26 protein-coding genes, 6 pseudogenes and 1 riboswitch are annotated in these 23,857 nt (G+C 71.1%); of the genes and pseudogenes, 24 read left to right on the plus strand and 8 right to left on the minus strand.

Translation table 11 applies throughout. From position 1 onward, the window contains the following. Together EFK10_RS13115 and EFK10_RS13120 are read right to left on the minus strand one after the other, a co-directional pair. Positions 1 to 303, minus strand: coding sequence for an urease subunit gamma (locus EFK10_RS13115; RefSeq protein WP_127355889.1), 303 nt, complete (start codon positions 301 to 303; stop codon positions 1 to 3). A 186-nt stretch (positions 304 to 489) separates the two neighbouring features. Next, positions 490 to 783 carry a type II toxin-antitoxin system Phd/YefM family antitoxin gene (locus EFK10_RS13120; protein WP_127355890.1) on the minus strand — a complete coding sequence of 98 codons (294 nt, stop codon included), beginning with the start codon at positions 781 to 783 and terminating at the stop codon, positions 490 to 492. Positions 784 to 841: 58 nt separating this feature from the next. Here EFK10_RS13120 and EFK10_RS13125 point away from each other — a divergent pair, with 58 nt between their 5' ends. The 5 genes from EFK10_RS13125 to EFK10_RS13145 all read left to right on the plus strand — a co-directional run bounded on the left by EFK10_RS13125 (position 842) and on the right by EFK10_RS13145 (position 4,222). After that, positions 842 to 1,456 carry an ATP-dependent Clp protease proteolytic subunit gene (locus EFK10_RS13125; protein ID WP_127355891.1) on the plus strand — a complete coding sequence of 205 codons (615 nt, stop codon included), beginning with the start codon at positions 842 to 844 and terminating at the stop codon, positions 1,454 to 1,456. Positions 1,457 to 1,461: 5 nt separating this feature from the next. Then, entirely contained in the window at positions 1,462 to 1,767 is a 306-nt protein-coding gene (locus EFK10_RS13130) for a hypothetical protein (protein ID WP_127355892.1), read from the plus strand. A gap of 322 nt (positions 1,768 to 2,089) precedes the next feature. Continuing rightward, positions 2,090 to 2,253: riboswitch (cyclic di-AMP (ydaO/yuaA leader) on the plus strand. 3 nt (positions 2,254 to 2,256) lie between these two features. Next, positions 2,257 to 2,730 (plus strand): C40 family peptidase, encoded by a 474-nt coding sequence (locus EFK10_RS13135; protein WP_127355893.1) that lies wholly within the window; start codon positions 2,257 to 2,259, stop codon positions 2,728 to 2,730. Between the two features lie 78 nt (positions 2,731 to 2,808). Next, complete coding sequence (locus EFK10_RS13140; RefSeq protein WP_127355894.1) at positions 2,809 to 3,465, plus strand: GNAT family N-acetyltransferase; 657 nt, start codon at positions 2,809 to 2,811, stop codon at positions 3,463 to 3,465. 220 nt (positions 3,466 to 3,685) lie between these two features. Next, on the plus strand, positions 3,686 to 4,222 hold the full coding sequence (locus EFK10_RS13145; RefSeq protein ID WP_407647071.1) for a DUF6328 family protein: 537 nt from the start codon (positions 3,686 to 3,688) through the stop codon (positions 4,220 to 4,222). Positions 4,223 to 4,234: 12 nt separating this feature from the next. Here the strand turns inward: EFK10_RS13145 and EFK10_RS13150 are convergent, their stop codons facing one another. Continuing rightward, on the minus strand, positions 4,235 to 4,663 hold the full coding sequence (locus EFK10_RS13150; RefSeq protein WP_127355895.1) for an ATP-binding protein: 429 nt from the start codon (positions 4,661 to 4,663) through the stop codon (positions 4,235 to 4,237). Between the two features lie 235 nt (positions 4,664 to 4,898). Between EFK10_RS13150 and EFK10_RS13155 the strand changes: the two are divergent. Both EFK10_RS13155 and EFK10_RS13160 read left to right on the plus strand, forming a co-directional pair. Further along, a pseudogene (locus EFK10_RS13155) lies at positions 4,899 to 5,749 on the plus strand (helix-turn-helix domain-containing protein). Between the two features lie 18 nt (positions 5,750 to 5,767). Continuing rightward, positions 5,768 to 5,995, plus strand: a complete 228-nt coding sequence (locus tag EFK10_RS13160) for a DUF397 domain-containing protein (protein ID WP_127355896.1) — start codon at positions 5,768 to 5,770, stop codon at positions 5,993 to 5,995. A 2-nt stretch (positions 5,996 to 5,997) separates the two neighbouring features. Here EFK10_RS13160 and EFK10_RS13165 read toward each other — a convergent pair whose 3' ends face one another. Continuing rightward, positions 5,998 to 7,158, minus strand: coding sequence for an 8-amino-7-oxononanoate synthase (locus EFK10_RS13165; RefSeq protein ID WP_127355897.1), 1,161 nt, complete (start codon positions 7,156 to 7,158; stop codon positions 5,998 to 6,000). A gap of 157 nt (positions 7,159 to 7,315) precedes the next feature. Here EFK10_RS13165 and bioB point away from each other — a divergent pair, with 157 nt between their 5' ends. Genes bioB through bioD form a run of 3 tightly spaced genes read left to right on the plus strand, consistent with a single transcriptional unit; the run spans position 7,316 to position 10,468 of the window. Next, on the plus strand, positions 7,316 to 8,455 hold the full coding sequence (bioB, locus tag EFK10_RS13170) for a biotin synthase BioB (RefSeq protein ID WP_127355898.1): 1,140 nt from the start codon (positions 7,316 to 7,318) through the stop codon (positions 8,453 to 8,455). Continuing rightward, the gene (locus EFK10_RS13175) at positions 8,448 to 9,725 is read left to right on the plus strand and encodes an adenosylmethionine--8-amino-7-oxononanoate transaminase (RefSeq protein ID WP_127355899.1); all 1,278 of its coding nucleotides are present in this window, start codon (positions 8,448 to 8,450) and stop codon (positions 9,723 to 9,725) included. Before bioB ends, EFK10_RS13175 begins: the two co-directional genes overlap by 8 nt. Before the next feature lie 20 nt (positions 9,726 to 9,745). Beyond that, positions 9,746 to 10,468 (plus strand): dethiobiotin synthase, encoded by a 723-nt coding sequence (gene bioD, locus EFK10_RS13180; RefSeq protein ID WP_127355900.1) that lies wholly within the window; start codon positions 9,746 to 9,748, stop codon positions 10,466 to 10,468. Positions 10,469 to 10,593: 125 nt separating this feature from the next. On the opposite strand, the pseudogene EFK10_RS13185 reads toward bioD, so the two are convergent. Beyond that, positions 10,594 to 10,776 (minus strand): annotated as a pseudogene (locus tag EFK10_RS13185) (helix-turn-helix domain-containing protein); the annotation flags it as partial. 19 nt (positions 10,777 to 10,795) lie between these two features. Here EFK10_RS13185 and EFK10_RS13190 point away from each other — a divergent pair. The 4 genes and pseudogenes from EFK10_RS13190 to EFK10_RS13205 all read left to right on the plus strand — a co-directional run. Continuing rightward, positions 10,796 to 10,909, plus strand: a pseudogene (locus EFK10_RS13190) (lipase); the annotation flags it as partial. A 101-nt stretch (positions 10,910 to 11,010) separates the two neighbouring features. Next, positions 11,011 to 11,682, plus strand: a complete 672-nt coding sequence (locus tag EFK10_RS13195; protein WP_127355901.1) for a class I SAM-dependent methyltransferase — start codon at positions 11,011 to 11,013, stop codon at positions 11,680 to 11,682. A gap of 39 nt (positions 11,683 to 11,721) precedes the next feature. After that, positions 11,722 to 12,285, plus strand: coding sequence for a TetR/AcrR family transcriptional regulator (locus EFK10_RS13200; RefSeq protein WP_127355902.1), 564 nt, complete (start codon positions 11,722 to 11,724; stop codon positions 12,283 to 12,285). 16 nt (positions 12,286 to 12,301) lie between these two features. After that, on the plus strand, positions 12,302 to 12,976 hold the full coding sequence (locus EFK10_RS13205) for a DUF4865 family protein (RefSeq protein ID WP_127355903.1): 675 nt from the start codon (positions 12,302 to 12,304) through the stop codon (positions 12,974 to 12,976). Positions 12,977 to 13,168: 192 nt separating this feature from the next. Here EFK10_RS13205 and EFK10_RS13210 read toward each other — a convergent pair whose 3' ends face one another. Together EFK10_RS13210 and EFK10_RS13215 are read right to left on the minus strand one after the other, a co-directional pair. Further along, the gene (locus EFK10_RS13210) at positions 13,169 to 13,540 is read right to left on the minus strand and encodes a fic family toxin-antitoxin system, toxin component (protein WP_127355904.1); all 372 of its coding nucleotides are present in this window, start codon (positions 13,538 to 13,540) and stop codon (positions 13,169 to 13,171) included. After that, entirely contained in the window at positions 13,537 to 13,764 is a 228-nt protein-coding gene (locus tag EFK10_RS13215; RefSeq protein WP_127355905.1) for an antitoxin, read from the minus strand. Before EFK10_RS13215 ends, EFK10_RS13210 begins: the two co-directional genes overlap by 4 nt. A 136-nt stretch (positions 13,765 to 13,900) precedes the next feature. On the opposite strand from EFK10_RS13215, the gene EFK10_RS13220 reads away from it, so the two are divergent. From EFK10_RS13220 to EFK10_RS13235, 4 genes and pseudogenes are all read left to right on the plus strand, one after another. Beyond that, on the plus strand, positions 13,901 to 14,701 hold the full coding sequence (locus EFK10_RS13220; RefSeq protein WP_127355906.1) for an ABC transporter ATP-binding protein: 801 nt from the start codon (positions 13,901 to 13,903) through the stop codon (positions 14,699 to 14,701). Between the two features lie 7 nt (positions 14,702 to 14,708). After that, positions 14,709 to 17,276, plus strand: coding sequence for an ABC transporter permease (locus EFK10_RS13225; RefSeq protein ID WP_127355907.1), 2,568 nt, complete (start codon positions 14,709 to 14,711; stop codon positions 17,274 to 17,276). 18 nt (positions 17,277 to 17,294) lie between these two features. Continuing rightward, a pseudogene (locus tag EFK10_RS13230) lies at positions 17,295 to 17,693 on the plus strand (LLM class flavin-dependent oxidoreductase); the annotation flags it as partial. A 133-nt stretch (positions 17,694 to 17,826) separates the two neighbouring features. Beyond that, positions 17,827 to 18,026: pseudogene (locus tag EFK10_RS13235) on the plus strand (alpha/beta fold hydrolase); the annotation flags it as partial. A gap of 102 nt (positions 18,027 to 18,128) precedes the next feature. Here the strand turns inward: EFK10_RS13235 and EFK10_RS48630 are convergent. After that, positions 18,129 to 18,272 (minus strand): hypothetical protein, encoded by a 144-nt coding sequence (locus EFK10_RS48630; protein ID WP_206305435.1) that lies wholly within the window; start codon positions 18,270 to 18,272, stop codon positions 18,129 to 18,131. Between the two features lie 360 nt (positions 18,273 to 18,632). Between EFK10_RS48630 and EFK10_RS13245 the strand changes: the two are divergent. From EFK10_RS13245 to EFK10_RS13270, 6 genes and pseudogenes are all read left to right on the plus strand, one after another. Next, positions 18,633 to 18,887 (plus strand): annotated as a pseudogene (locus EFK10_RS13245) (STAS domain-containing protein); the annotation flags it as partial. A 337-nt stretch (positions 18,888 to 19,224) separates the two neighbouring features. Beyond that, complete coding sequence (locus EFK10_RS13250) at positions 19,225 to 19,644, plus strand: GNAT family N-acetyltransferase (RefSeq protein ID WP_127355909.1); 420 nt, start codon at positions 19,225 to 19,227, stop codon at positions 19,642 to 19,644. Between the two features lie 30 nt (positions 19,645 to 19,674). Continuing rightward, positions 19,675 to 19,917, plus strand: a complete 243-nt coding sequence (locus EFK10_RS13255; protein WP_127355910.1) for a GNAT family N-acetyltransferase — start codon at positions 19,675 to 19,677, stop codon at positions 19,915 to 19,917. A 128-nt stretch (positions 19,918 to 20,045) separates the two neighbouring features. Further along, entirely contained in the window at positions 20,046 to 21,407 is a 1,362-nt protein-coding gene (locus EFK10_RS13260; protein WP_127355911.1) for a hemolysin family protein, read from the plus strand. Beyond that, positions 21,404 to 22,414 carry a hemolysin family protein gene (locus EFK10_RS13265; RefSeq protein WP_127355912.1) on the plus strand — a complete coding sequence of 337 codons (1,011 nt, stop codon included), beginning with the start codon at positions 21,404 to 21,406 and terminating at the stop codon, positions 22,412 to 22,414. Before EFK10_RS13260 ends, EFK10_RS13265 begins: the two co-directional genes overlap by 4 nt. Positions 22,415 to 22,427: 13 nt before the next feature. Continuing rightward, entirely contained in the window at positions 22,428 to 23,198 is a 771-nt protein-coding gene (locus EFK10_RS13270; protein ID WP_127355913.1) for an SGNH/GDSL hydrolase family protein, read from the plus strand. The last annotated feature ends 659 nt before the right edge of the window (positions 23,199 to 23,857 follow it).

Consider the following 23,857-nt stretch of genomic DNA (forward strand, 5'->3'; position numbering starts at 1 on the left):
TCAGGCGATCGGGTCGTGGACGGTGACGAGCTTGGTGCCGTCGAGGAAGGTGGCCTCGACCTGGACGTCGTGGATGATCTCGGGGATGCCTTCCATGACGTCGGCGCGGGTGAGGACCTTGCGGCCGGAGGCCATCAGCTCGGCGACGGTGCGGCCGTCGCGGGCGCCTTCGAGGATGTGCGAGGTGATGAGGGCGATCGCCTCGGGGTGGTTCAGCTTGAGTCCCCGGGCCCGGCGCTTCTCCGCCACGTCGGCGGCGACGTGGATGAGCAGGCGTTCCTGCTCGTGGGGAGTCAGTTGCATGGCCACACACCTCACTGTTGTCCCGACGGGCGGACCTGCCCCGGTTGTCCTGACCGGCGGATCCTGGCTTCCGTTATCCGGAAGTCGCAGGTTAGTTCGGTGGCATTTCGGCGGCGTTAACTCACGTTACGTGCCGTGACGCCCGCGAAGCGTACGTGACGACCCCCGCCCGTCGCGGCGGGCCCGTCAGGCTCCGTCGCGGCGGGCGTGCGTGGCTCCGCGGTGCTCGGCGGCGATGCCGAAGCGGCGGCGTTCGCCCGTGGCGGACGCCGGCGGGCGGACGGCGGAGACCGTGCTGATCACCTGCTCCTCCTCCGGGAGCTCCAGCTCCTGGAGTCGTTCCAGGTCAGCGGCCGATACGAGCGCGACGAGCGGCTTGCCGTGCCGGGTCACGACCACGCGCTCACCGCCGTAGACGACGCGGTTGATCAGTTCCGCGAGCTCGGCGCGGGCTTGTGTCACCGGGACTTCATAGGCCATGCTCCCCATCATAACGGGATGTACGTCCTGTACATTTTATACAGATGGAGGTGCAGCGATGCTTCATCCGACCGCCCGCTACGTCCTGCCGGAGTTCAGCGAGCGCACGAGCAACGGGATCCGGACCATGGATCCGTACTCCAAGCTCCTCCAGGAGCGCGTGATCATCCTCGGCACCCAGGTCGACGACACCTCGGCCAACGATGTGATGGCCCAGCTCATCCATCTGGAGAGCGCTGCGCCCGAGCAGGACATCTACCTCTACATCAACTCGCCCGGCGGCTCCTTCACCGCGATGACCGCGATCTACGACACGATGCAATTCGTGACGTGCGATGTCGCGACGGTCTGCATCGGCCAGGCCGCCTCGGCCGCCGCGGTACTGCTCGCCGCCGGGGCGCCCGGCAAGCGGCTGGCGACTCCCGGGGCCCGGGTGCTGATCCACCAGCCGTCGTTCAGTGATGTGGTCCAGGGTCAGACGACCGACCTGGAGATCCAGGCCCGCGAGATCGAGCGGATGCGCGAGCGGTTGGAGGCGCTGCTGGAGCGGCATACGGGCCAGGACATCGAGCGGATCCGCAAGGACATCGAGCGCGACACCTTCCTGAACGCGGAGGCCGCGCTCGCGTACGGGCTGGTCGACCAGATCACGCTCAGCCGCAAGACCGGGTGATCCCGGTGGTGCCGGAACTGCCGCCGCTGCCCGCGCTGACGCGGGCCGAGGGCGAGCTGATCGACGCCTACCTGGCGGTCGTCGACCTGCTGGGCAGGATCAACCCAGCGCGGGCCGCCGACACCTACAGCGGGCTGCGGGCCGCGCAGGCCCTGGTGGCGCGGGCCACCGAACTGCGGGACGCGCTGACGCTGATGCACACCCGGGGCGAGAGCCGGATGCACACCGCGACGCTGGACCGGGCCCTGCGGGTGCTGGACGGTGAGCGGCGCACGCGTCTGGTGGTCCTGCCGAGCGAACCGCCGCGCTGAGAGGGGCCGCTGATGGGCCATCCGCGCTCCTCCATTTGAAGTAGTGCGACGTAGGTGGCGGGCACGGCAGAAGTTGCGCAGTGCGGCTCGATGGTCCCCGTGGGACACCGCTGCGGCCCTGGTGTGAGGCTCCGTCAGGGTGGCCAACGCACGGCCGTTCAGCGGAAGTCCACCCGAATAGGTGAGGGGTGAAGAGGCTCACATTCGACCGTTTCCGTTAGGTATTGGCCGCTTCGGTGGGTGATCATCCCTTCGACGACAAGCCCCGCCATCCCGGCGGGCGGTCCGGGCGGACGCCGAGTCCTGCCGCTGCCCGGATGTCAGGTCGACACGACTGCATTCGGCAGGAACGGAGGACCCAGGCACGACGGGGTCGCCCGGTGACAACCGGGCCGGCCCCTTGGGGTGAAGCCGCGTCAGCGGCCGGGCATCTTCGCCTGCCCGAACCCGACAGGTCATCCTTCGCAGGCGGACGACGAAGGGTTGCGCATGACTGCGCGAACTGGCGTGTCCACACTTCTGTCCAGGGTGGGAGCCACCTCGGCTCTCACCGCCGCAGCGGTCGCCGGACCGGCGGTGCTGCCAGGTCTGGCCTCACAGGCGGACGCGGCGACACTGTCGATCAGGGCACTCGACATCGCCGCGTCAAAGAAGGGATCGCCCTACAAGTACGGAGCCGCCGGGCCGCACCGGTTCGACTGCTCCGGGCTCACCCTCTACTCGTACAAGAGGGCGGGCAAGAAACTGCCGCGTACGGCGGCGGCTCAGTACAACAAGTCCAAGCACATCTCCGCTTCGCACCGCAAGCGTGGTGACCTGGTCTTCTTCCACTCCGGGCGTAGCGTCTACCACGTCGGTATCTACGCGGGTCATGGAAAGATCTGGCACTCCCCCAAGGCCGGCACGCGGGTGCGACTGGAGAAGATCTGGACCCACAGCGTCTGGTACGGGCGGGTGAGCTGATGTGAGGTGAACCCAGGTGCGGGGCCCGTCCTGACGGGCCCCGCACGCCCACCCACCCCGAGCACCCGGAGGCACCGCTTGACTCTGGAACGGATCCTGGCCGACGCCGCGAAGGGCGTCTTCCCGCCGGCCGACGGAGGTGTGACCGTCGTGCCGCAGCCCTCACCGCGCGACGCGGGGGTGCTGTCCTTCACCGCGCACGCCGTGGTGTTCGCGGACACAAATCCGGAGTGGATACGGGGGCTGCTGCCGCCCGGCGACTTCGCGGCGCCGCTGAATCCACCCTTCCTCACCGCGCTGTCCGAGCGCCTCGGGCGGCAGGTCAACAACATCGACCTGCTCACCCTCGCCTCCTCGCTGCCCGGCCCGCCGCCGCCGGACCTCGGCCTGGAGCTCGATCCGACCGAGGACTGCTCGCACCCGCGGATCGTACGGGCGCTCCAGCACCGCGACGACGTACGGGCCTGGACGGTGCCAGGCGGGACGGTGCTGACCGGACGCGGTGTCGCCGGCCGCTGGGAGGTCGCGGTCGAGGTCGACCCCGGGGCCCGGGGCGCCGGGGTCGGGCGGCGGCTGGCGCGGGCGGCGCGGCATCTCGTACCGGAGGGCGAGACGCTCTGGGCGCAGATCGCGCCTGGCAACGCGGCGAGCGTAAGGGCACTGCTGGCGGCCGGCTACACGCCGGTGGGTGCGGAGGCGCTGCTAGGCCCTGTCCGGGCGATCAGGGCCGGATAGGCCGCGGCTCCCCCGGACGAAGTCCGGGGGAGAATGCCCGTAGACTGGTTTGTCTGTGGGTGTTTCGGCAACGCCGCGAGGTGTCGTTTCTGGGGGACCCCCACCCAGCGTCTAGCTGGGAGAGCGTCGCGGGCCCGGCCATGATCGCCCGGACAGGGCCTGGTTCCCCTGGGGCGCCCGGATCACGGCTAGAACGCGGATCAGCGGCAACAATCACCCCATGGACGACAAATCTGGGGACACGACGCGTGAGGCAGGCGAATCCACGGAGAAGGAGACGGCTGCCGAGCGTGGCGAGACGCCTCTGGAGCGCGCCGACCGCAATTTCGCCGAGCTGCTGCAGGAGCTGCGCGTCACGCAGACCGGGGTGCAGATCCTGTTCGCGTTTCTGCTGACCCTGGCGTTCACGCAGCGCTTCCCCACACTGGACGACGTGCAGCGCGGTACGTACATCGCGACGCTGCTGCTCGCCATGCTGGCCGCCGCCCTCTTCACGGCTCCGGCGGCGGTGCACCGGGGGCTGTTCCGGCGGGGGGCCAAGCGCCTGATCGTCAATGTGTCGTCGCGGCTGGCGAGCATCGGGCTGGCGATGCTCGCGCTGTCCTTCACCGGCGCGGTCATGCTGGTCGTCGACGTGGTGCTGGGCCGCGCCCCGGGCATCGCGGCGGCGGCGGCCACCTTGGTGGTGTGCGGGAGCCTGTGGGGCGTGCTGCCGTGGGCGCTGCGGCGGAGCCTGCCCAAGGCCGACAAACGCTGAGGCGCGGGCGCCTCACTGCACGGGCGCGCCCCACGGAAGGGTGATCCAGACCGTCTTGCCGCCGTCGTCCGTGGGGGTGACCAGGAGCTGGCCGCCGGACTCGGCGGCCAGGTGACGGATGATCACCATGCCTCGTCCGTTGTCCTGCTGGACGGCAGCGGGAAGGCGCTGCGGCCAGCGGGGGTGGCTGTCGGTGACGCCGATCCGCAGCTGCTCGTCGTGGTCGAGCTGTACGTCGACGGTGAAGGTGGGTGACTGCCCGAAGGTGTGCAGCACCGCGTTGGTGGCCAGCTCGGAGACGATGAGCCGTACGGCGTCCACGGCCGGTGCGGCGTCGGACATTCCCCATTCGGTCAGTAGCTCGCTGACGAAGCGGCGTGCCGCGGGAACCGAGGCAGGGTCGCTCGGCAGGGTGACGGATGATTCCTGGTGGTCTGCCATGAGGACATGTCCCTTTTCCGCCGTGCCCGGGACTCCGGCGTGCGGTTACGCCCACGAACGACTAGTTCGCGCCAGAGTGCCACTCATAGTGCCGTTATTCCGGTCCGTCCACCGGGATATGCATATATCTGTCGCTCGAAGCAGTGAACTCTGCTACGCGAGAACGTATTTGCGCGGCAGACTGCGCAAGGGCGTCCGGCCCCGCACGAGTCGGGCCCAGGAGGAGTGACCCAGGATGCAGCACATGCCTGCCGTACGCCGCCGCAAGCTCGGCACGGAGCTGCGCCGCCAGCGTGACCTGGCCGGGCTGACCAGTGGCGAGGCGGCCCGCCTGGTCGGGTGGCACCAGTCGAAGGTCAGCCGCATCGAGACCGGGCGCAGCAGCGTCCGGCCAGAGGACGTGGCGACGCTGCTCGACGCGTACGGGGTGGGCGACCCGGAATTACGGGAGTTGCTGGACGCGCTGGCCGGCGAAGGCGCACAGGGCGGCTGGTGGCAGGAGTACCGGGAGGTGCTGCCGTCCACATACCGGGATTTCATCACCCTGGAGACCGACGCCCGCCGGGCCCGCACATTGGAGACCACGGTGGTGCCCGGCCTTTTGCAGACGCCCGCATATCCAGGGAATTGACCCGATCGGTATTGCCACAACTGGCACCGCGGCAGGCCGAGGCGCTGGTGGATGTGCGGATCGCGCGGCAGGCGGTGCTGCGGGCCGATCCGCCGCTGGAGCTGTGGGCGGTGCTGGACGAGGCGGTGCTGCGGCGCGGGGTGGGCGGACCGGAGGTCATGGCGGCGCAATTGCGACATCTCGTCGAGCTCGGATCGCTGCCGCATGTGCGGTTGCAGGTGCTGCCTTTCTCTGCCGGCGGTCACATCGGCGTTACCGGGCCTTTCGTAATCTTCTCATTTCCGCGCATTTCCGATCTGGATGTTGTAGTTCTAGACCATTTGACGAGTAGTCTCTATCTGGATCGGAAAGAAGATCTCAGGGCGTACAGCGCCGCGTTCGACCGATTGCACTCCCACGCCCTGCCGCACGAAGACTCGTTGGTCTACATCTCAAGCATTGCCGGGACCGGCTAAGGCGTTTGAGGAGGCACCATGCCACCCGCACAGCCCCGGTACGTATCGTCCAGTGAGGTTCTCGCCGAGGCGCAGTGGCGTCGCAGCAGCTACAGCACCGCTGCGAACAACTGCGTAGAGACGGCTCGTCTGCGCTCAGGGCAGCTTGCCGTACGCGACTCCAAGGACCGGGAGGGACCGGCGCTGCTCTTCGCGCCGGCCGCCTGGGTCCGGTTTCTCGGCACGGTTGTGACCGAGGGCGGCTGAGTTCAGCCGCGCGGCGCCGTGCGCACGATGGTTCCGACGGCATCGGAGATCTGCCGGTCCGTCAGATCGGCGCGCGCGGTGAGCCGCAGCCGGGAGATCCCGTCCGGCACGGACGGCGGACGGAAGCAGCCGACCGAGACACCCTCGGCCCGGCAGTCCGCCGCCCAGTGCACCGCCGCTTCCGGCGAAAGAGCACGCACCGACACCACGGCGGCGTCCGGCGGGACCGCCACCAGCCCTTCGGCGGTCAGCCGCTCGTACAGCTCCCGGGCGACCGCACGGGCCCTTTCCGCACGCTCCGGCTCGCGGCGCAGCAGCCGCAGCGCGCCCAGCGCCGCACCGGCGGCGGCCGGGGCGAGGCCGGTGTCGAAGATGAAGGTGCGGGCCGCGTTGACCAGGTGCTCGATCACCCGCGCCGGGCCGAGGACCACCCCGCCCTGGCTGCCGAGCGACTTCGACAGCGTCGCGGTGCATACGAGACCGGGCGCGCCGGCCAGCCCCGCCGCGTCCGCCGCGCCCCGCCCGCCGTTGCCCAGCACCCCGAGCCCGTGGGCGTCGTCCACCAGCAGGCCCGCGCCGTGGTCGCGGCAGACGGCGGCCAGCTCGGCCAGCGGGGCGGCGTCGCCGTCCACCGAGAAGACCGAGTCGGTGACGGCGACCGCGGGTCCGTCGGACAGGCGGTGGCCGTCCAGGGCCTTGGCGACGGCCTCCGGGGCGGCGTGCGGGACGACGGCGGTCTCGGCGCGCGAGAGCCGGCAGCCGTCGATGAGCGAGGCGTGGTTGCCGCTGTCGGAGACCAGCAGACCGCCCCGGCCGGTGAGTGCCGTGACGGTGGCGAGGTTGGCGGCGTAGCCGGAGGCGAGGACGAGCGCGGCCTCGAACCCGCAGAAGTCGGCGAGCTCCGCCTCGAGCTCTGCGTGCAGCTCGGTGGACCCGGTCACCAGTCGAGAACCGGTCGAGCCGGCGCCCCACCGCAGGCACGCGTCGGCACCCGAACGGGTGATCTCTGGGTGCCGGGCCAGGCCCAGGTAGTCGTTGCTCGCCAGGTCGAGGAGCGGGGACTCGGCCGGTCTCGGGCGGAGCGTACGCACCAGACCGGCACGACGGCGCTGGTCGGCGTGGGCGTCGAGCCAGTGGAACGGGTCGGAGGTGACGCGGCTCATGGTCGTCCCTGGTGGTCGAAGGCGGCGTAAGGGGTCCGGTGAGCAACGTAGCGGTCGGGTCCTCGTGACACGGTGTGGTGATGCACACACCCGAGTCGAGCGGAGTTGTGGGTTCCGGCCTTGGCCCGGAGCGGTCGGTTGCGTCAGGATCGCGGCTATGGATCTGCTGAAGACGCTGGTGGACAAGGGGCTGCGCCGTGAGCTGCCCACCCGGGACGAGGCGCTGGCGGTGCTGGCCACCTCCGACGACGACCTCCTCGACGTGGTGGCCGCGGCCGGCCGGGTGCGCCGCCAGTGGTTCGGCCGCCGAGTGAAGCTCAACTACCTGGTCAATCTGAAGTCCGGCCTGTGCCCCGAGGACTGCTCGTACTGCTCGCAGCGGCTGGGCTCCGAGGCCGAGATCCTCAAGTACACCTGGCTCAAGCCCGAAGACGCCTCCAAGGCGGCCGCCGCCGGGGTCGCGGGCGGCGCCAAGCGGGTGTGCCTGGTGGCCAGCGGCCGCGGGCCGACCGACCGGGACGTGGACCGGGTCTCGCAGACCATCGAGGCGATCAAGGAGACGAACGAGGGCGTCGAGGTCTGCGCCTGCCTCGGGCTGCTCTCGGACGGCCAGGCCGAGCGGCTACGGGCCGCGGGCGCTGATGCGTACAACCACAACCTCAACACCTCCGAGGGGACGTACGGGGACATCACCTCCACCCACACGTACGCCGACCGGGTGGACACGGTACAGAAGGCGCACGCCGCCGGGCTGTCCGCCTGCTCCGGGCTGATCGCGGGCATGGGCGAGTCGGACGAGGACCTGGTCGACGTGGTCTTCGCGCTGCGCGAGCTCGACCCCGACTCGGTGCCGGTCAACTTCCTGATCCCGTTCGAGGGCACCCCGCTGGCCAAGGAGTGGAACCTCACCCCGCAGCGCGCCCTGCGGATCCTGGCGATGGTGCGCTTCGTCTGCCCGGACGTCGAGGTCCGGCTCGCCGGCGGCCGCGAGGTGCACCTGCGCAGCCTCCAGCCGCTGGCGCTGCACCTGGCCAACTCGATCTTCCTCGGCGACTACCTCACCAGCGAGGGCCAGGCCGGTCAGGCCGACCTCGACATGATCGCCGACGCCGGATTCGAGGTGGAGGGCACCGACCAGGTGACGCTGCCCGAGCACCGGGTGGAGGGCGGCTGCGCACCGTGCGGAGACTCCGGCGGCAGCGCGTGTGCCACGCCCGAGCCTCGCACCGAGGCGCGTACGGATCTGGTCGCGATGCGCCGCCGGGGCGCCGGGACGGATCTCGCGCCCAATGCGTGAGCTCACCCCGGGCGAGCTGCTCGACCTGGACCGGGAGCACGTCTGGCATCCGTACGGGCCGATGCCGGGCCGCATTGAGCCGCTGCTCGTCGAGTCGGCGTCGGGCGTGCGGCTGCGCCTCGCGGACGGACGCGAGTTGGTGGACGGCATGTCGTCCTGGTGGTCGGCGATCCACGGCTACAACCACCCGGTGCTCAACGACGCCGCGCGCGGGCAGCTGGACCGGATGAGCCATGTGATGTTCGGCGGGCTCACCCATGAGCCCGCCGTGCGGCTCGCGGCGAAGCTGGTGGAGATCACGCCGGAGCCGCTGCGGCACGTCTTCCTCGCCGACTCCGGGTCGGTGTCGGTCGAGGTCGCGGTGAAGATGTGCCTGCAGTACTGGCGTTCACTCGGCCGGCCCGGGAAACAGCGCCTGATGACCTGGCGGGGCGGCTACCACGGCGACACCTGGCAGCCGATGTCGGTGTGCGATCCGGACGGCGGCATGCACGACCTGTGGGCCGGGTTGCTGCCGCGTCAGGTCTTCGCGGACGCGCCCCCGGCGGCGTACGAGGACACGTACGCGGAGCATCTGCGCGAGACCGTCGCCCGGCACGCGGACGAGCTGGCGGCCGTCGTCGTCGAGCCGGTGGTGCAGGGCGCGGGCGGTATGACCTTCCACTCCCCCGCGTATCTGCGGGTGCTGCGGGAGGCGTGCGACGAGCACGACGTATTCCTGGTCCTCGACGAGATCGCGACCGGCTTCGGCCGCACCGGCACGCTGTTCGCGGCCGAGCAGGCCGGGATCTCGCCGGATGTGATGTGCGTCGGCAAGGCGCTCACCGGCGGCTATCTGACGATGGCGGCCGCCTTGTGCACCGAGCGCGTGGCGGAGGGCATCTCGCGGGGCGACGTCCCGGTGCTGGCGCACGGGCCGACCTTCATGGGCAATCCGCTGGCCGCGGCGGTGGCCTGCGCCTCCATCGACCTGCTGCTCGGCCAGGACTGGGCGCAGGAGGTCAAGCGGATCGAGGCCGGACTGCGGGACGGACTGGCGGCCGCGCACGATGTGCCGGGGGTCCGGGACGTACGGGTGCTGGGCGCGATCGGAGTCGTACAGCTGGACCACGAGGTGGACATGGCCGCGGCGACGCGAGCGGCCGTCGGGGCCGGGGTGTGGCTGCGGCCCTTCCGGGATCTGGTCTACTCAATGCCGCCGTACGTCACCGGGGACGAGGATGTGGCCCGGATCTGCGCCGCTGTGTGCGCGGCGGCGGCTGCGGGCTGAACCGAAAGGGCTTGTTTTTCATGGCGATTGTCGTTGTCAGCGGTACCGGTACGGAGATCGGCAAGACGGTGGTCACGGCCGCCGTCGCGGCGGCCTCCCTCGCGCAGGGGCTGAGCGTCGCCGTGCTCAAGCCCGCGCAGACGGGTGTCCTCGACGGTGAGCCCGGGGACGCGGCGGAGGTCGCGCGCCTCGCGGGCGAGGTCACCGCGGTCGAACTCGCCCGCTACCCCGACCCCTTGGCCCCCGCCACGGCCGCCCGCCGCGCCGGGCTCCCGGCGATCGGCCCGGCAGACATCGCGGAGGCCGCGGCCAAGCTCTCCGCCGTTCACGACGTGGTGCTGGTCGAGGGCGCCGGCGGCCTGCTCGTACGGTATGACGAGGAGGGCGCCACCCTCGCCGATGCCGCCCGCCTCGTCGGCGCCCGCGTCCTCCTCGTCGCCCCGGCCGGCCTCGGCACCCTCAACTCGGCCGCCCTCACCGCGGAAGCCCTTGCCGCCCGCGACCTGAACTGCCTCGGCCTCATCATCGGCTCCTGGCCCGAGGCCCCCGACCTCGCCGCCCTCTGCAACCTCGCCGACCTCCCCGACGTCGCCGACGCCCCCTTGCTGGGCGCGATCCCCGCGGGCGTCGGCAGCTTGGAGCCCTCCCGCTTCCGCGCCGCCGCTCCCGAGTGGCTCGCCCCGCAACTCGGCGGCACGTGGGACGCCGCGGCCTTCGCCACGCGGTGGGCTGCGGGCGGCTGACGCCGTCTGCACCGGGGGCGCGTTCTGTTCGTGGGTTGGTCGGTGCCGCCGCCGGGCCACGTGGCGGGCGGTGCCGCCTGCGCCGAGTGCGCCTGGTTGTCCCTGGGGTCTGTGCCGCCCGCCCCTCAAGGGCTGAGCAGACGGACGAGTTCGATGCAGGAGCGGATGCCGAGGCGGGCGAAGACGCCTCGGAGGTGGTGGTCGATGGTGCGGTGGCTGAGGACGAGGCGGGCGGCGATCTCGCGGTTGGTGGCGCCGTCGGCGGCCATGCGGGCGATGATGAGCTGTTAGGCGGTGAGGCGGGCGGCGATGTCGGTGGGCGGGGAGAACAGCAGCGCGCTTCTCAGCGGCGCGACGAATGTCGAGTCCGGCTGCATCTCGCACGCCGACATGAACAACGACTACGGCGTCTACCAGCAGGTGCGGGACTTCATCGCCTGACCGCTGTACGGCGCACGGCCCCGGCAGAGCATGCCGGGGCCTTTTCGGCGGCAGAATGAGAGGACGGCCGTCAATGCACCGCCGAAGCAAGGGGGACCGCCATGCCCAGGCGCACCAGCCTGACCCGCGAGCCGGTCAGCCACCCGGTCTTCGCCCGCCTCTACGCCCGCTGCGGTCCGATCGCCGACGAGCGCGGCTTCGCCCGGCACCGCGACGAACTGCTGGCCGGTCTGTCGGGCCGCGTCATCGAGATCGGGGCCGGCAGCGGGCTGAACTTCCGCCACTACCCGCGTACGGTCTCGGAGGTCGTCGCGCTGGAGCCCGAGCGCCGGCTGCGTCTGCTCGCCGCCGACGAGGCGCTGCGCGCGGACGTTCCGGTCCCGGTGGACGTGGTGCCGGGCGTCGCCGAGGCGCTGCCGGTCAAGAGCGAGGCCTTCGACGCCGCCGTCTGCTGCCTGGTGCTGTGTTCCGTACGCGACCAGCGCCGCGCCCTCGCCGAGCTGCACCGGGTCCTGCGCCCGGGCGGCCAACTGCGGCTGCTGGAGCACTGCCGGGCCCAGCGGCGGCCGATGGCGGCACTGCAGTGGACGGCCGACCACACGGTGTGGCCGACGCTTTTCGGTGGTTGCCGGACCGGCCGGGACACGGTCGAGGCAGTGCGGGGGGCGGGGTTCGAGCTGCTGGACCTGCGGCGGATCCGCTTCCCGGAGACGCGGCTGCCGGTGCCGAGCGCGACGCATGTGGTGGCCACGGCCCGGCGGTCCGACGACTGACCTTGCCTTCTGTACCTACTAGTATGTACAGTCCTCGTCATGGAGACCGTGGACCGTCTGATCGAGAGCACCCGCGAACTTCTGTGGGAGCGGGGCTACGTCGGTACCAGCCCCAAGGCCATCCAGCAGCGCGCCGGCGTCGGCCAGGGCAGCATGTACCACCACTTCACCGGCAAGCCCGACCTCGCGCTTGCGGCCATCAGCCGCACCGCCGAGGAACTGCGGGCCGCGGCGGAGGCGCAACTCTCCGCGCCGGGCACGGCCGTTGAGCGCATCACGGCCTACCTGCGGCGTGAGCGCGACGTGCTGCGCGGCTGCCCCGTCGGGCGGCTCACCCAGGATCCCGACATCGTCGCCAGCCCGGAGCTGTGCCGCCCCGTCGATGAAACGCTCGACTGGCTGGGCCGCCGGCTGGCCGCCGTCCTGGCCGAGGGCATCACTGACGGTGAGCTGGACGCGGGCCTCGATCCGGCCGACACGGGGGCGACGATCGTCGCCGTTCTTCAGGGCGGCTACGTCCTGGCGCGAGCCGCCGGGTCCGCGGAGCCGTTCGACCGGGCGGTGAGCGGCCTTCTGGCGCTACTGGCCGCCGCCATCAAGTAGTTGGGGGTTCACTTACATGTACGCGATGCAGTACGAGCTCACGCTTCCCGCCGATTACGACATGAAGATCATCCGGGAGCGGGTGGCGCGGACAGGGCGGATGATGGACGACTACGAAGGGCTCGGCTTCAAGGCCTTCGTCATACGCGAGCGTGGCGTAGGGGCACTCTCCCAGCCTCCGGCCGGTGGGGGTACCCCCGGCGAAGCCAGGGGGAGGACCCCCACCCGGCCGGAGGCTGGGAGAGGGTCGGACGTCAACCAGTACGCGCCCTTCTACCTCTGGGACGACACCGGCGGCATGAACCGCTTCCTGTGGGGCGGGGGCGGCTTCCGCAACATCGTCGACTTCGTCGGCCGCCCGCCCGTGAACCACTGGACCGGCGTCGCCTTCGCCCACGGCCCGGCGCGCGACGCGCAACCGCGCGGGGCGAGCCGCGTCGTCGAACGGATCCCCGCCGGGGTCGACCCCCAGGCCGCCGTCGCCTCGGCGGTGGCCGCCTGGGAGGACCGCGCCGGCTCGGCCGGGGTGCACCTTTCCGTGCTGGCAGTTGATCCGTGGCGGTGGGAGGTCGTCCGCTTCACGCTGTGGGAGGGCGCGGCGCCGGAGGGCGCGGACTCGGAGCGGTACGAAGTGCTGCACCTGTCCGCACCGCACCTGGACGAGGTGCCGGTCGGAAGGCAGTGGGCCTGAGCGGATTGGTCCTCCCCCACCCCGCCCCTTCCCGAAACCGGGCTCTCCCCCAAACCTTCGTTTGGGTGGGGGTCTCCCGGCCGAAGGCTGGGGAGTGCCCCCGCCCGGACCCGCTGGGGGCTCTGCCCCCGACCCCAGGTCCTCAAACGCCGGACGGGCTGAATTGCCACGCAACGGCGCCGCACCCACCCCCTACAGACACCAACCGCTCAGCTCGTCCGCGATCTCGCGGACGCCCGCCGTGCCGTCCTTCACCAGGCGGGCAAGGTCCCGCACCCGCTCGGGGGAGGTCGCGACTTTGAGGCCGCTCGCGACGAGGTAGGCGTAGGCGACCGCGGAGGCGAACATGACGTTGGAGCGCTCGAGGGCTGGGACGTGGACGAGGAGCTGGAGGAGGGCGGCGGCGCGGTCCTGGGGGTGGGGGTAGACGGGAGTGCCGAAGACCTCGGCCTGGTGGCGGGTGACGGCGGCGAGGAGGGCGCCCCAGTCGGTGACCTGGGGGTCGCCGGGGGTGTTGTGCTCGGCGACCATGAGGAGCCAGGCGAGATCGATGCGGAAGGTCAACGACGACCTTCGCGGTCGGGGCCGAACTCCTCGGCGAAGACGGATTCGTACTGCTTCATGAAGTCGGCGGCGGCCTCGACGAAGGCGCGCCCGTTCTCCCCGGCGTCCTGGAGGACGAGTTCCTCAATGTAGCGGTTGACGCTCAGGCCGCGCTGCGACGCCCGCTCGCGGGCGGTCGCGGCGGTGGTTTCGTCCACCCGCACATTCAGCTGGGTCTTGGCCATACCTTCATGCTAGCGCCGGTCCGCTAGTAACGACAAGGGTTGCCCTCCTCGCGAACGATGCCCCGCCCGCCACCACGGCTTACGCTCGGGTTCGGTACGACAACAAGCGGGCACTTCCATCCGATGGGGGACAAACGTGTCGACACCGGTAGACGCGGCGGCATGGCCCCAGGCCACCGCCGCACGGGCGCAGGGCCTGAGCAAGACGTACGGCACGGGCGAGACGCACGTCGTGGCGCTGGACGCGGTGGACGTGGAGATCGGGCGGGGCCGGTTCACGGCGGTGATGGGACCGTCGGGGTCGGGGAAGTCGACGCTGATGCACTGTCTGGCAGGGCTGGACAGTGTGACGGCGGGGCGCGTGTGGGTCGGCGAGACGGAGCTGACCCGGTTGGCCGAACGGGCCCTCACACGGCTGAGGCGGGACAAGGTCGGCTTCATGTTCCAAGCGTTCAATCTCCTCCCCACCCTCACGGCGGAGGAGAACATCACCCTCCCGATGGACATCGCGGGCCGCAAGCCCGACCAGGAGTGGCTGGACCGGGTCATCGACACCCTGGGGCTCCGGGACCGGCTGAAGCACCGCCCGTCGCAGCTGTCGGGAGGTCAGCAGCAGCGCGTGGCGTGCGCGCGGGCGCTCGCGTCGCGCCCGGAGTTGATCTTCGCGGACGAGCCGACGGGAAACCTCGACTCGCGCGCGGGAGCCGAGGTGCTGCGCTTCCTGCGGGACGCGGTCGACGAGCTGGAGCAGACCGTGGTGATGGTGACCCACGACCCGGGCGCTGCGGCCTACGCCGATCTGGTGCTGTTCCTGAACGACGGCCGGATCGTCGACGAGATCCACGGCCCGACCGCCGAGGCCGTACTCGAACGCATGCGTCTCCTTTCCGGCGGGAGCCCGCAGGCCCCCGGCCTCGACGGGCTGCGGAAGAGCTGAGCGAGCCATGTTCCGGGCGTCGCTGCGCAGCTTCCTCGCTCACAAGGGGAGGATGCTCCTGTCGGCGCTCGCCGTACTGCTGTCGGTGGCCTTCGTGGCCGGCAGCCTGATCTTCTCCGACACCGTCAACCGCACCTTCGACCGGCTCTTCGCCTCGACGGCCGCCGATGTGACGGTGAGCCCGAAGACGGCGTTCAGCGAGGACAACCGATTCACCTCCGGCGAGGTGCCGACGCTCCCGGCATCCCTGCTGAACCGGGTCAAGGCGGTGGACGGCATCAGCGACGCCCGGATCGACATCACTGTGCAGAACGCGACCGTCGTGAACGCGAAAGGCCAGCAGGTCGGCCCGACGACCGGCGCGCCCACCATCGCCACCAACTGGTCGGTCTGGCCGCGCAGTCCGGTGAAGCTCACCAGCGGCCACGCCCCGCGCGGCGACGGCCAGGCGCTGATCGACGCAGACACCGCCAACAGGAAGCACCTCCGGATCGGCGACGCCCTGCGGGTCATCGCGCAGCCCGGCACCTTCCCCGTACGGGTGGTGGGCATCGCGGCCTTCACCACCACCAATCCGGGCGCGGCCCTGCTCTTCCTCGACACGCCCACCTCCCAGGCCAGGCTGGTCGGCCGCACCGGCGTGGCGACCTCCATCGACGCGGACGCGGTCCCCGGCCTGTCCGACGCCGCGCTCGAACGACGGATCGTCGCCGCGCTCGGCCCGGGCTACAACTACAAGACGCAGGGCGAGCAGGCGAAGTCCGACGCCGCGAGCCTGGCCACCTTCCTGGGCGTGATCAAGTACGTGATGCTCGGCTTCGCCGGGATCGCGGTCCTGGTCGGCGTGTTCCTGATCGTCAACACTTTCTCGATGCTGATCGCCCAGCGCACCCGCGAACTGGGTCTGCTGCGCGCGCTGGGTGCCGAGCGCCGCCAGGTGCGCCGTTCGGTGCTGCTGGAAGCACTGCTGCTCGGACTGGTCGGCTCCACGCTGGGGCTGGCAGCCGGGGTGGTCCTGGCGGCCGGGCTGATCCGGCTGATGGGCTTGTTCGGGATGAACATCAGCGCCGCCGAGATGGTCCTCCGCTGGCCCACGCCTGTGGCGGCGTACGCGGTCGGGGTGGTGGTGACGCTGGTGGCCGCGTATCTGCCCGCCCGGCGCGCCGCCCGGGTCTCCCCCATGGCGGCCCTGTCGGACGTGGAGGTGGCCGGCACCGGCCGCTCACTGCGCGCACGGGCCGTCGGCGGGGCCGTCGTCACGCTGCTGGCGGCGGGCGCGCTGACCGGGGCCGCGGCGAGCAGCGACGCTTCGGACGCGGCATCGCTGCTGGGGCTCGGGATCCTGCTGTCGCTGATCGCGGGGGTGGTCGTGGGACCGCTGCTCGTACGGCCGGTGATCCGGGTGCTGGGCGGCGCCCTTCCCCGGATCTTCGGGCCGGTGGGCCGGATCAGCCAACGCAACGCGCTGCGCAATCCGCGCCGTACGGGGGCCACCGCCTCCGCGCTGATGATCGGACTCGCGCTGGTGACGGGGATGTCGGTGGCCGGCATGTCGATGTCCAGTTCCTTCGACCATCAGATCGACAAGGCGCTCGGCTCCGACTTCGTCGTCCAGGGCGCCAACTTCACGCCCTTCGGCAAGGAGATCAGCGACACGGTCCGCAAGGTGCCGGGCACGAGCGATGTCGTACCGCTGCGGTACGCGCCCGTGCTGGTCACGTTGCCCAGCGGGAGTACCGCGAAGCTGACCGGCGCGGCCATCGGCGCCGGCGCGGACCACGTCGTCAATCTGCAGTACATGGCAGGGAACACCGCGCGGACTCTCGCCCTGGGCCGAATTTCCATCGCCGACTCGTACGCCGCCGAGCACCGGCTGCGGATCGGCAGCCGGGTGCCGGCGCTGTTCGCCAACGGCCGCCGGGCCGTCTTCACGGTGGGCGCGCTCACGACGGGGAACGGCTCGCTCTTCAGCGACAATGCCGCGCTGCTGATGGGCCTGTCCACCGCCGAGCGCTATCTGCCGGGCAGTCAGGACGCGGCGCTGTACGTGAACGCCGCGCCCGGCACCGATCCGAAGGCTCTGCGGGCTTCGCTGGAGAAGGCACTCAAGCCGTATCCGCAGGTCGCGGTGCGGGATCAGGCGGACTACAAGGCGCTGGTGCGCGGCCAGATCTCGGTGCTGCTGAATCTGGTCTACGGGCTGCTGGGGCTGGCCATCGTCATCGCCGTCCTCGGGGTGGTCAACACCCTTGCCCTGTCGGTCGTCGAGCGCACTCGTGAGATCGGGCTGCTGCGGGCGATCGGGCTGTCGCGTTTCCAGCTGCGCCGGATGATCCGGCTGGAGTCGGTGGTGATCGCGGTCTTCGGGGCGGTGCTGGGGCTCGGTCTCGGACTGGTGTGGGGCCTGGCCGCGCATGAAGTGCTGGCGCTGAAGGGGATGAAGGCGCTGGCGATTCCGTGGACCACGGTGGTGGCGGTGCTGGCCGGTTCTGTTGTCGTGGGGCTGGTCGCGGCGCTGTTGCCCGCGCTGCGGGCCTCGCGTATGAACGTACTCGCGGCCATCGCGCATGAGTGACTCAACCAAGGGGGCTTCATGGCACGGCAGTTCAGGTTCGGCGTCAGTTTTCTCGAGTCGGCGCCGGCCGAGGAGTGGGCGCGCAAGTGCCGCCACGCGGAAGACCTCGGCTACGACGTCCTGCTGGTCCCGGACCACCTGGGCTGGCCCGCGCCCTTCCCCTCGCTGGTGGCCGCCGCCCAGGCGACGCAGCGGCCCCGGGTGGGCACCTTCGTACTCAACGCCGCCTTCTGGAATCCGGTGCTGCTGGCCCGCGAGGTGGCCACCACCGACCAGCTCACCGGCGGCCGCCTGGAGCTGGGGCTCGGCGCGGGCTACGTACGCGAGGAGTTCGAGCGGGCGGGGCTGGACTACGGCACTCCTCGCAGCCGCGTCGACCACCTGGAGCGGACCATCGCGGAGCTGGAACGGCTGCTGCCCGAACGCCGCTGAACTGCTGGCTGTCGACACTGACCAGTTCCCGCGCTGAACCTGGCTGGCTACCGGGCGGTCCCGGAAGTGCACCGCTCCGGTAGGGACCTGGCGCCACGGAGCCCGGTCCGGGATCCCACAAGCCGGACGACGGATCAGCTGCCCGGTGCAGGTGCTGTGGGCCACCCGCGATGACATGGCCGACCTCTACGGCGACGTCCTTGCCCTGTGGCGCGACTGGGCCGACGACCTGCGCGGCGGTCCGGTCGAATCCGGTCACCACATCGCGGAAGAGTCCCCGGAGAACTCATCCGCGCGCTCCTCGGCTTCTGGCGCGCCAACTGGCCGCCAGCCCGCCTGAACCGCGACGGAGGAACCGCCGGACATACCGAGCTGCCCGCAGGGCATCGCATCGGTGCCGGCCAGGTCTGGGGGCGCCGCTCAGTAGGAGTTGTTGCGGCGCAGGGACATCGGGCGGCCGTCGGGGTCGGCGATGAGTCGGTAGAGCGGGGTGACCAGGGCGGACGTGGTGCGCGAGAGCTGCGGGGTGCGGTACGCCCGCAGCCGTCCGGGGGGCCGGGGCACCGGCGGCCGCCGTCGTGCCAGGCGTCCAGCGCGGCGGCCGACTCGGCGAAGGCCCGGAAGGCGTCCTCCGGGTCGAGCAGCCCCTCCGGGTCGTTACGGTCCAGGTGTTCCTGGGCCAGTTCGAGGCGCAGGTCGCGGGCATATCGGCGGGCGCCGTCGCCGAGGCCGCCGGGGTCGCGTGGCTCGCGGGGGTCCAGCGCCTCGTCCACGACGGCGGATCACCTCGTCCGTTCGCCCAGGTATCCCCGAGGGGAACCGGCTGGGTCCTACGCCCCGGAACACCGGCTGCTGGATCGGTCATTCACCTGCCACCCGATAGTGCGACCGCAAAGCCCGGCCGGTCTCGTGAACCGAGGCATTATGCCCACGACCGTCCCACCCACTCTGCTCGTCTTGCGGCACGACTGCCGCAACCATGCGCTGATCACCCTGTCAGGTGAGATCGACCTGGACACGGCACCCCTGGTCCGCGCGACGCTGGAGCGGTGCCTGCACGACGGCATCCGCGCCATCGACGTCGACGTCACCGACGTCACCTTCTGCGACTGCAGCGGCCTCAATGCGTTCCTCTACGCGTCGCTGCGCACCGCCGGAGCCGGCGGATACCTGCGCCTTCACTACCCGAGTCCAGCGGTGGAGCAGCTCTTCGCCGTCACCGGCAGCGGGTCCCTCTTCCTCAGCGTTCCGGACCCGCACACCGGGATCGCTGCACGGGACGGATCTGCTGGAGGACCTAGCTCCGGCGGCCAGGGCCACGCCGCAGCACCCGACCCCAATCGCAGCCGCCGAAACCGGAGCGTCCCAAATCGCGGTTTCCGGCCCCCTGCACCCGTCGCCGGGCCAGTGCCAGTACGGGAACCGGCCGCAGAGCCGGCCGTACCCGGCGTGATTCGCCTTCCTCGGCACGGAAACCCGTTCGCCCGACATGCTGGCGCTCTGCTTGGCTCGCCCCATGAGCGATCTCCACATCCGCTGCGCCACCCTCTCGGACATCGACACCGTGTTGCAGTTCTGGCGCGAAGCCGCGGAAGGAACGAGCATCAGCGACGACTACGACGGAGTGGCCCGACTCGTCACAAGAGACCCCGAAGCCCTGCTCCTCGCAGAGCGCGACGACCTCCTCACGGGGACCGTGATAGCCGGCTTCGACGGATGGCGATGCTCCGCCTACCGACTGGCTGTACGCCCGGACTGCCGCCGGCAAGGTATCGCCACCGCCCTGATGGAAGCGGCAGAACAACGATTCATCACCCTGGGCGGGCGACGGGTCGACGCCATGGTCCTGGAAGCCAACGAACAGGCACACCACACGTGGGCTGCGGCTGGTTACCATCGCGAGGACCACTGGCGGCGCTGGGTCAAGCGACTATAAGCACGGGCAGGACCCCCGGATGTTTGTGAGCTGCCAAGATGCGACGGCTGGCGCTGCCATCTGTACCGGCTGGCGGTGCACCCGGCACACCGCAGGCAGGGCGTCGCGACCGCGCTGCTGCACGCGGCCGAGTGTCGCTTCGCCGAGCTGGGTGGCCGGCGCGGCGACGCGATGGTGCTGGAGCGCAACGATCAGGCCCACCACGCGTGGAGCGCCGCCGGTTACGCGCCGGAGCATCAGTGGCGGCGCTGGACGAAGCCGCTGGTGGGCTGACCCGTCCGCGCCCCGGCACGCTCGTCACTTTGCCAGCCCTTTACGATTGGCGCCATGGATGAGCCTCCGAGTAATCCGCGCCGAGCGAACCGCCCGACCCTGGCCGATCATGGGACCGAGGTGTCCCGATGACCGAAGTGCTCCTCCTGGTGGTCGCCCTGCTGCTCACGCTCGCGTGCGCGGTCTTCGTGGCGGCGGAGTTCTCGCTGACCACGGTCGAGCGCACCGATCTGGAGCGCGCCGAGCGGGCGGGTGAGCGCGGCGCCGGTGCCGCGCTGAAGGCGGTACGGACGCTGACGCTGCAGCTGTCGGGGGCGCAGCTCGGGATCACCGTCACAGGGCTGGTGATCGGCATGCTGGCCAAGGGGTCGGTCGGCAGGCTGCTGACCGGTCCGCTGGAGGCCGCGGGAATGTCGCGGTCGGCGGCCTCCTCGACCGCGCTGGTGCTCGCGACCGCCCTGTCGACCGTGGTCCTGATGGTCGTCGGGGAGCTGGTGCCGAAGAACTGGGCGATCTCCCGCCCGCTGGCCGTCGCCCGCACCGTGGCCGCCCCACAGCGCGCCTTCACCACCGCCTTCGGTCCGCTGATCCGCCACCTCAACAACACCGCCAACCGGATCCTGCGCCGCCTCGGCCTGCAGCCCACCGAGGAGCTGGCCTCGGCGCGCAGCCCCGAGGAACTGGTCGCGCTGGCCCGTCACTCCGCCCGGGCGGGCGCGCTGGAGGCGGACACCGCCGAGCTGTTCGTGCGCACCCTGCACCTGGCGGAGCTGACCGCCGAGAACGTGATGACCCCCCGCGTCCAGGTCAAGGCCCTGGAGGCGCATGCCACCGCCGAGGACGTGGCCGAGACGACCCGGGAGACCGGCCTGTCCCGCTTCCCGGTGTACCGGGACAGCCTCGACGACGTCATCGGCGTCGTCCACATCAAGGACGTCCTCGCGGTGCCGTACGAGGAGCGTGACCGCACCCTGGTCACCGCAATTCTGCGGGAGCCGCTGCTGGTCCCGGAGTCGCTGACCGTGGACCGGCTGCTCGACCGGCTGTCCGGCCGGGTCAGCATGGCCGTGGTCATCGACGAGTACGGCGGCACGGCCGGAGTGGTCACGCTGGAGGACATCGTGGAGGAGGTCGTCGGCGAGGTCCGCGACGAGCACGACCCGCAGGAGGCCCCCAACCTGGCGCTGCTGCGCCGGGACGCCGACGGGCGGCAGGTCTACGACGCCGACGGCGCCACCCGCACCGACCAGTTGGAGGAGATCGGACTGCACGCCCCGGAGGGGCCGTACGAGACGCTGGCCGGTCTGGTCGCCCATGAGCTGGGCCGCATCCCGGCGACCGGCGACACCGCCGAGGTCGACGGCTGGCTGATCGAGGTCACCGAGGACTCCGGGCACCGGGCGGCCCGCGCACGGCTGGTCTCGCCGCCGGAGACCCGGGACGAGAACGAGGACGCGGACGCGGCGGCCGGGGCGGGGGCGGAGCGATGACCGCGCTACAGCTGTTCATCGGCCTCCTGACGCTGGTGGTCAACGCCTTCTTCGTCGGCGCCGAGTTCGCCATGATCTCCGTACGCCGCAGCCAGATCGAACCGCGCGCCGAGGCCGGGGAGCGCGGCGCGCGCAGTGTGCTGTGGGGCCTGCAGCACCTGTCGCCCCTGCTGGCCGCCGCCCAGTTGGGCATCACGCTGTGCACCCTGGTGCTCGGTGTGGTGGCCGAGCCGGCCATCGCCCACCTGCTCGAACCGGTTTTCCACGCGGCGAGCGTGCCCGACGGGCTGCTCCATGTGATCTCCTTCGCGATCGCGCTGGCGGCGGCGACGTACCTGCACATGCTGCTGGGCGAGATGGTGCCGAAGAACATCGCGCTGGCCGACCCGGAGCGCGCCGCGCTGCTGCTCGGGCCGCTCCTGGTGGGGACGGCGCGGGCGCTGCGGCCGGTCATCTTCGCGATCAACGCCTTCGCGAACTCCCTGCTGAGGCTGCTGGGCGTGGAGCCGAAGAACGAGGTCACCTCGGTCTTCTCGGATGACGAGCTGTCGCGCATGGTCACCGACGCCGGGCAGGCGGGACTGTTGGACGAGCGGGCCGCGGTGCGGCTGCAGGACGCGCTGGAGCTGGGCCGGCGTCCGGTCGGCGAGGTCGTACGGCCGTCGGAGCACGTGGTGCGGGCTCCGCTCGGCATCACGCCCGAGGGTCTGGAACGGCTGGCGGCCGAATCCGGTTTCTCGCGCTTCCCGGTGGCCGACGCCGACGGCCGGGTGCTGGGCTATCTGCACGTCAAGGACGCGCTGAACGCCACCCCCAGGGACCGCCCGTTCCCGCTCTCGGCACTGCGCCCCATCACCCGGGTCAGGGCGGCGGTGCCGCTGGACGACGTACTGGCGGCGATGCGCGCGAGCCGTGCCCATCTGGCGGCGGTCGTGGACGAGGAGGGGCGCGGGATCGGGCTCGTCACCATGGAGGACGTGCTCATGGAGCTGGTCGGCACCCGGTAGGATCGCCCGCGCCATGGAGATGACTGCCACGTACACCAGCTTTGTCGCACTCGGGGACTCCTTTACGGAGGGCATGTCCGACGGGCTGCCCGACGGCTCCTACCGGGGCTGGGCCGACCTCGTCGCCGCCCGGTTCGCGGCCGGCACCCCCGGCTTCCGGTACGCGAACCTCGCGGTGCGCGGCAAGCTCATCCGCCAGATCGCGGACGAGCAGGTGGAGACCGCGGCCGCGATGAGCGCCGACCTGGTGACGCTGGTCGGCGGGCTCAACGACACCCTGCGGCCCAAGTGCGACGTGGACGAGGTCTGCGCGCTGCTCGCCCGGTCCGTCGAGCGGCTGGCGCCGAGCTGCAAACAGCTGGTGCTGATGCGCAGCCCGATCCGGCGCGGGCCGGTCGCGACCCGCTTCCTGCCGCGCATGGAGCAGCTTTTCTCCTTCATCGACGAGCTGGCCGAGCGGCACGGCGCGCTGGCGGTGGACCTGTACGGCGCCGAGACCCTCGGCGACCGGCGGATGTGGGCCGACGACCGGCTGCACCTCAACGCCGAAGGCCACCGCCGGGTCGCCGAGGCCGTCTGGCAGACCCTCGGCCACGCCCCCGAGGCCGACTGGACCCGGCTGCTGCCCTCCGCCGTGCCGCCCGCCTGGGCCGCCCGCCGCGCCGCCGACCTGCGCTTCACCCGGCAGCACCTCGTGCCGTGGATAGGCCGCCGGCTCACCGGTCGCTCGTCCGGCGACGGGCTGCCGCCCAAGCGCGCCGAGTTGCTGCCGTACGAAGGCTGACACGGCGACGCTACCCGCGTAGACATGGAACACCCTCCATGGTCGTCATGATCCCCGGTTTGGCTAACCGGCGATCGTCGGCTATGTTGCGGGGCGCCATCTCCGCGAACTGCCGTTCCCGCCTCCTACTTATTTGGCCGCGTTGAGCCGAACGCGCAGCGTGGTCCGGCGGTGTTGTACGTTGACATAGCGACGGGAAAGGTTCCAGCCCTTTGGGAGCCCTTTGCCGTCTGCCGTGAGCGAATGTCGAAGCGGACACCAGTTATAGGGCCCGCCTGGGCGCCAATTCGTACCCGTCCGTAGAATCGCACCGGCATCCCCTGGGCATCGGTCAGCGGCAGATTCGATGACGTGCCATCCGGTAGGCGGCCGTATGGCGAAGGTTGTGAAGCGACCAGTTCCCGCCCAGCGCCGCATTCGCCCGGACGAACATCGCGCGTGCCGCGTGGTAGGTCAGCCGCCGCCACGGGCGACGCAAAGTCCACCACGACGGATCATCGCGCCCCGTGGACACGGCTGCGTCCAACTCGCTCTGATAGAGCCGCAACCACACGAACGCATTGAGGAAGTTTCATCGTGATTCGTGCAGGTCACCGGGTCTGGTGTGTCGAGTCGTTGGGGTGCTCGCACAGCTCATCACGGTGATCGTGGCGGGGAGA

It is taken from the genome of Streptomyces soli (genome assembly GCF_003999195.1).
In the GTDB taxonomy this organism is placed as follows: domain Bacteria; phylum Actinomycetota; class Actinomycetes; order Streptomycetales; family Streptomycetaceae; genus Actinacidiphila; species Actinacidiphila soli.

Excerpts from the sequence above, each read along its gene's own strand:
- EFK10_RS13115 (WP_127355889.1), bottom strand. The coding sequence starts at position 303 with ATGCAACTGACTCCCCACGAGCAGGAACGCCTGCTCATCCACGTCGCC.
- EFK10_RS13120 (WP_127355890.1), bottom strand. The coding sequence starts at position 783 with ATGGCCTATGAAGTCCCGGTGACACAAGCCCGCGCCGAGCTCGCGGAA.
- EFK10_RS13125 (WP_127355891.1), top strand. The coding sequence starts at position 842 with ATGCTTCATCCGACCGCCCGCTACGTCCTGCCGGAGTTCAGCGAGCGC.
- EFK10_RS13135 (WP_127355893.1), top strand. The coding sequence starts at position 2,257 with ATGACTGCGCGAACTGGCGTGTCCACACTTCTGTCCAGGGTGGGAGCC.
- EFK10_RS13145 (WP_407647071.1), top strand. The coding sequence starts at position 3,686 with ATGGACGACAAATCTGGGGACACGACGCGTGAGGCAGGCGAATCCACG.
- EFK10_RS13150 (WP_127355895.1), bottom strand. The coding sequence starts at position 4,663 with ATGGCAGACCACCAGGAATCATCCGTCACCCTGCCGAGCGACCCTGCC.
- EFK10_RS13160 (WP_127355896.1), top strand. The coding sequence starts at position 5,768 with ATGCCACCCGCACAGCCCCGGTACGTATCGTCCAGTGAGGTTCTCGCC.
- EFK10_RS13165 (WP_127355897.1), bottom strand. The coding sequence starts at position 7,158 with ATGAGCCGCGTCACCTCCGACCCGTTCCACTGGCTCGACGCCCACGCC.
- bioB (WP_127355898.1), top strand. The coding sequence starts at position 7,316 with ATGGATCTGCTGAAGACGCTGGTGGACAAGGGGCTGCGCCGTGAGCTG.
- EFK10_RS13175 (WP_127355899.1), top strand. The coding sequence starts at position 8,448 with ATGCGTGAGCTCACCCCGGGCGAGCTGCTCGACCTGGACCGGGAGCAC.
- bioD (WP_127355900.1), top strand. The coding sequence starts at position 9,746 with ATGGCGATTGTCGTTGTCAGCGGTACCGGTACGGAGATCGGCAAGACG.
- EFK10_RS13195 (WP_127355901.1), top strand. The coding sequence starts at position 11,011 with ATGCCCAGGCGCACCAGCCTGACCCGCGAGCCGGTCAGCCACCCGGTC.
- EFK10_RS13200 (WP_127355902.1), top strand. The coding sequence starts at position 11,722 with ATGGAGACCGTGGACCGTCTGATCGAGAGCACCCGCGAACTTCTGTGG.
- EFK10_RS13205 (WP_127355903.1), top strand. The coding sequence starts at position 12,302 with ATGTACGCGATGCAGTACGAGCTCACGCTTCCCGCCGATTACGACATG.
- EFK10_RS13215 (WP_127355905.1), bottom strand. The coding sequence starts at position 13,764 with ATGGCCAAGACCCAGCTGAATGTGCGGGTGGACGAAACCACCGCCGCG.
- EFK10_RS13225 (WP_127355907.1), top strand. The coding sequence starts at position 14,709 with ATGTTCCGGGCGTCGCTGCGCAGCTTCCTCGCTCACAAGGGGAGGATG.
- EFK10_RS13250 (WP_127355909.1), top strand. The coding sequence starts at position 19,225 with ATGAGCGATCTCCACATCCGCTGCGCCACCCTCTCGGACATCGACACC.
- EFK10_RS13260 (WP_127355911.1), top strand. The coding sequence starts at position 20,046 with ATGACCGAAGTGCTCCTCCTGGTGGTCGCCCTGCTGCTCACGCTCGCG.
- EFK10_RS13265 (WP_127355912.1), top strand. The coding sequence starts at position 21,404 with ATGACCGCGCTACAGCTGTTCATCGGCCTCCTGACGCTGGTGGTCAAC.
- EFK10_RS13270 (WP_127355913.1), top strand. The coding sequence starts at position 22,428 with ATGGAGATGACTGCCACGTACACCAGCTTTGTCGCACTCGGGGACTCC.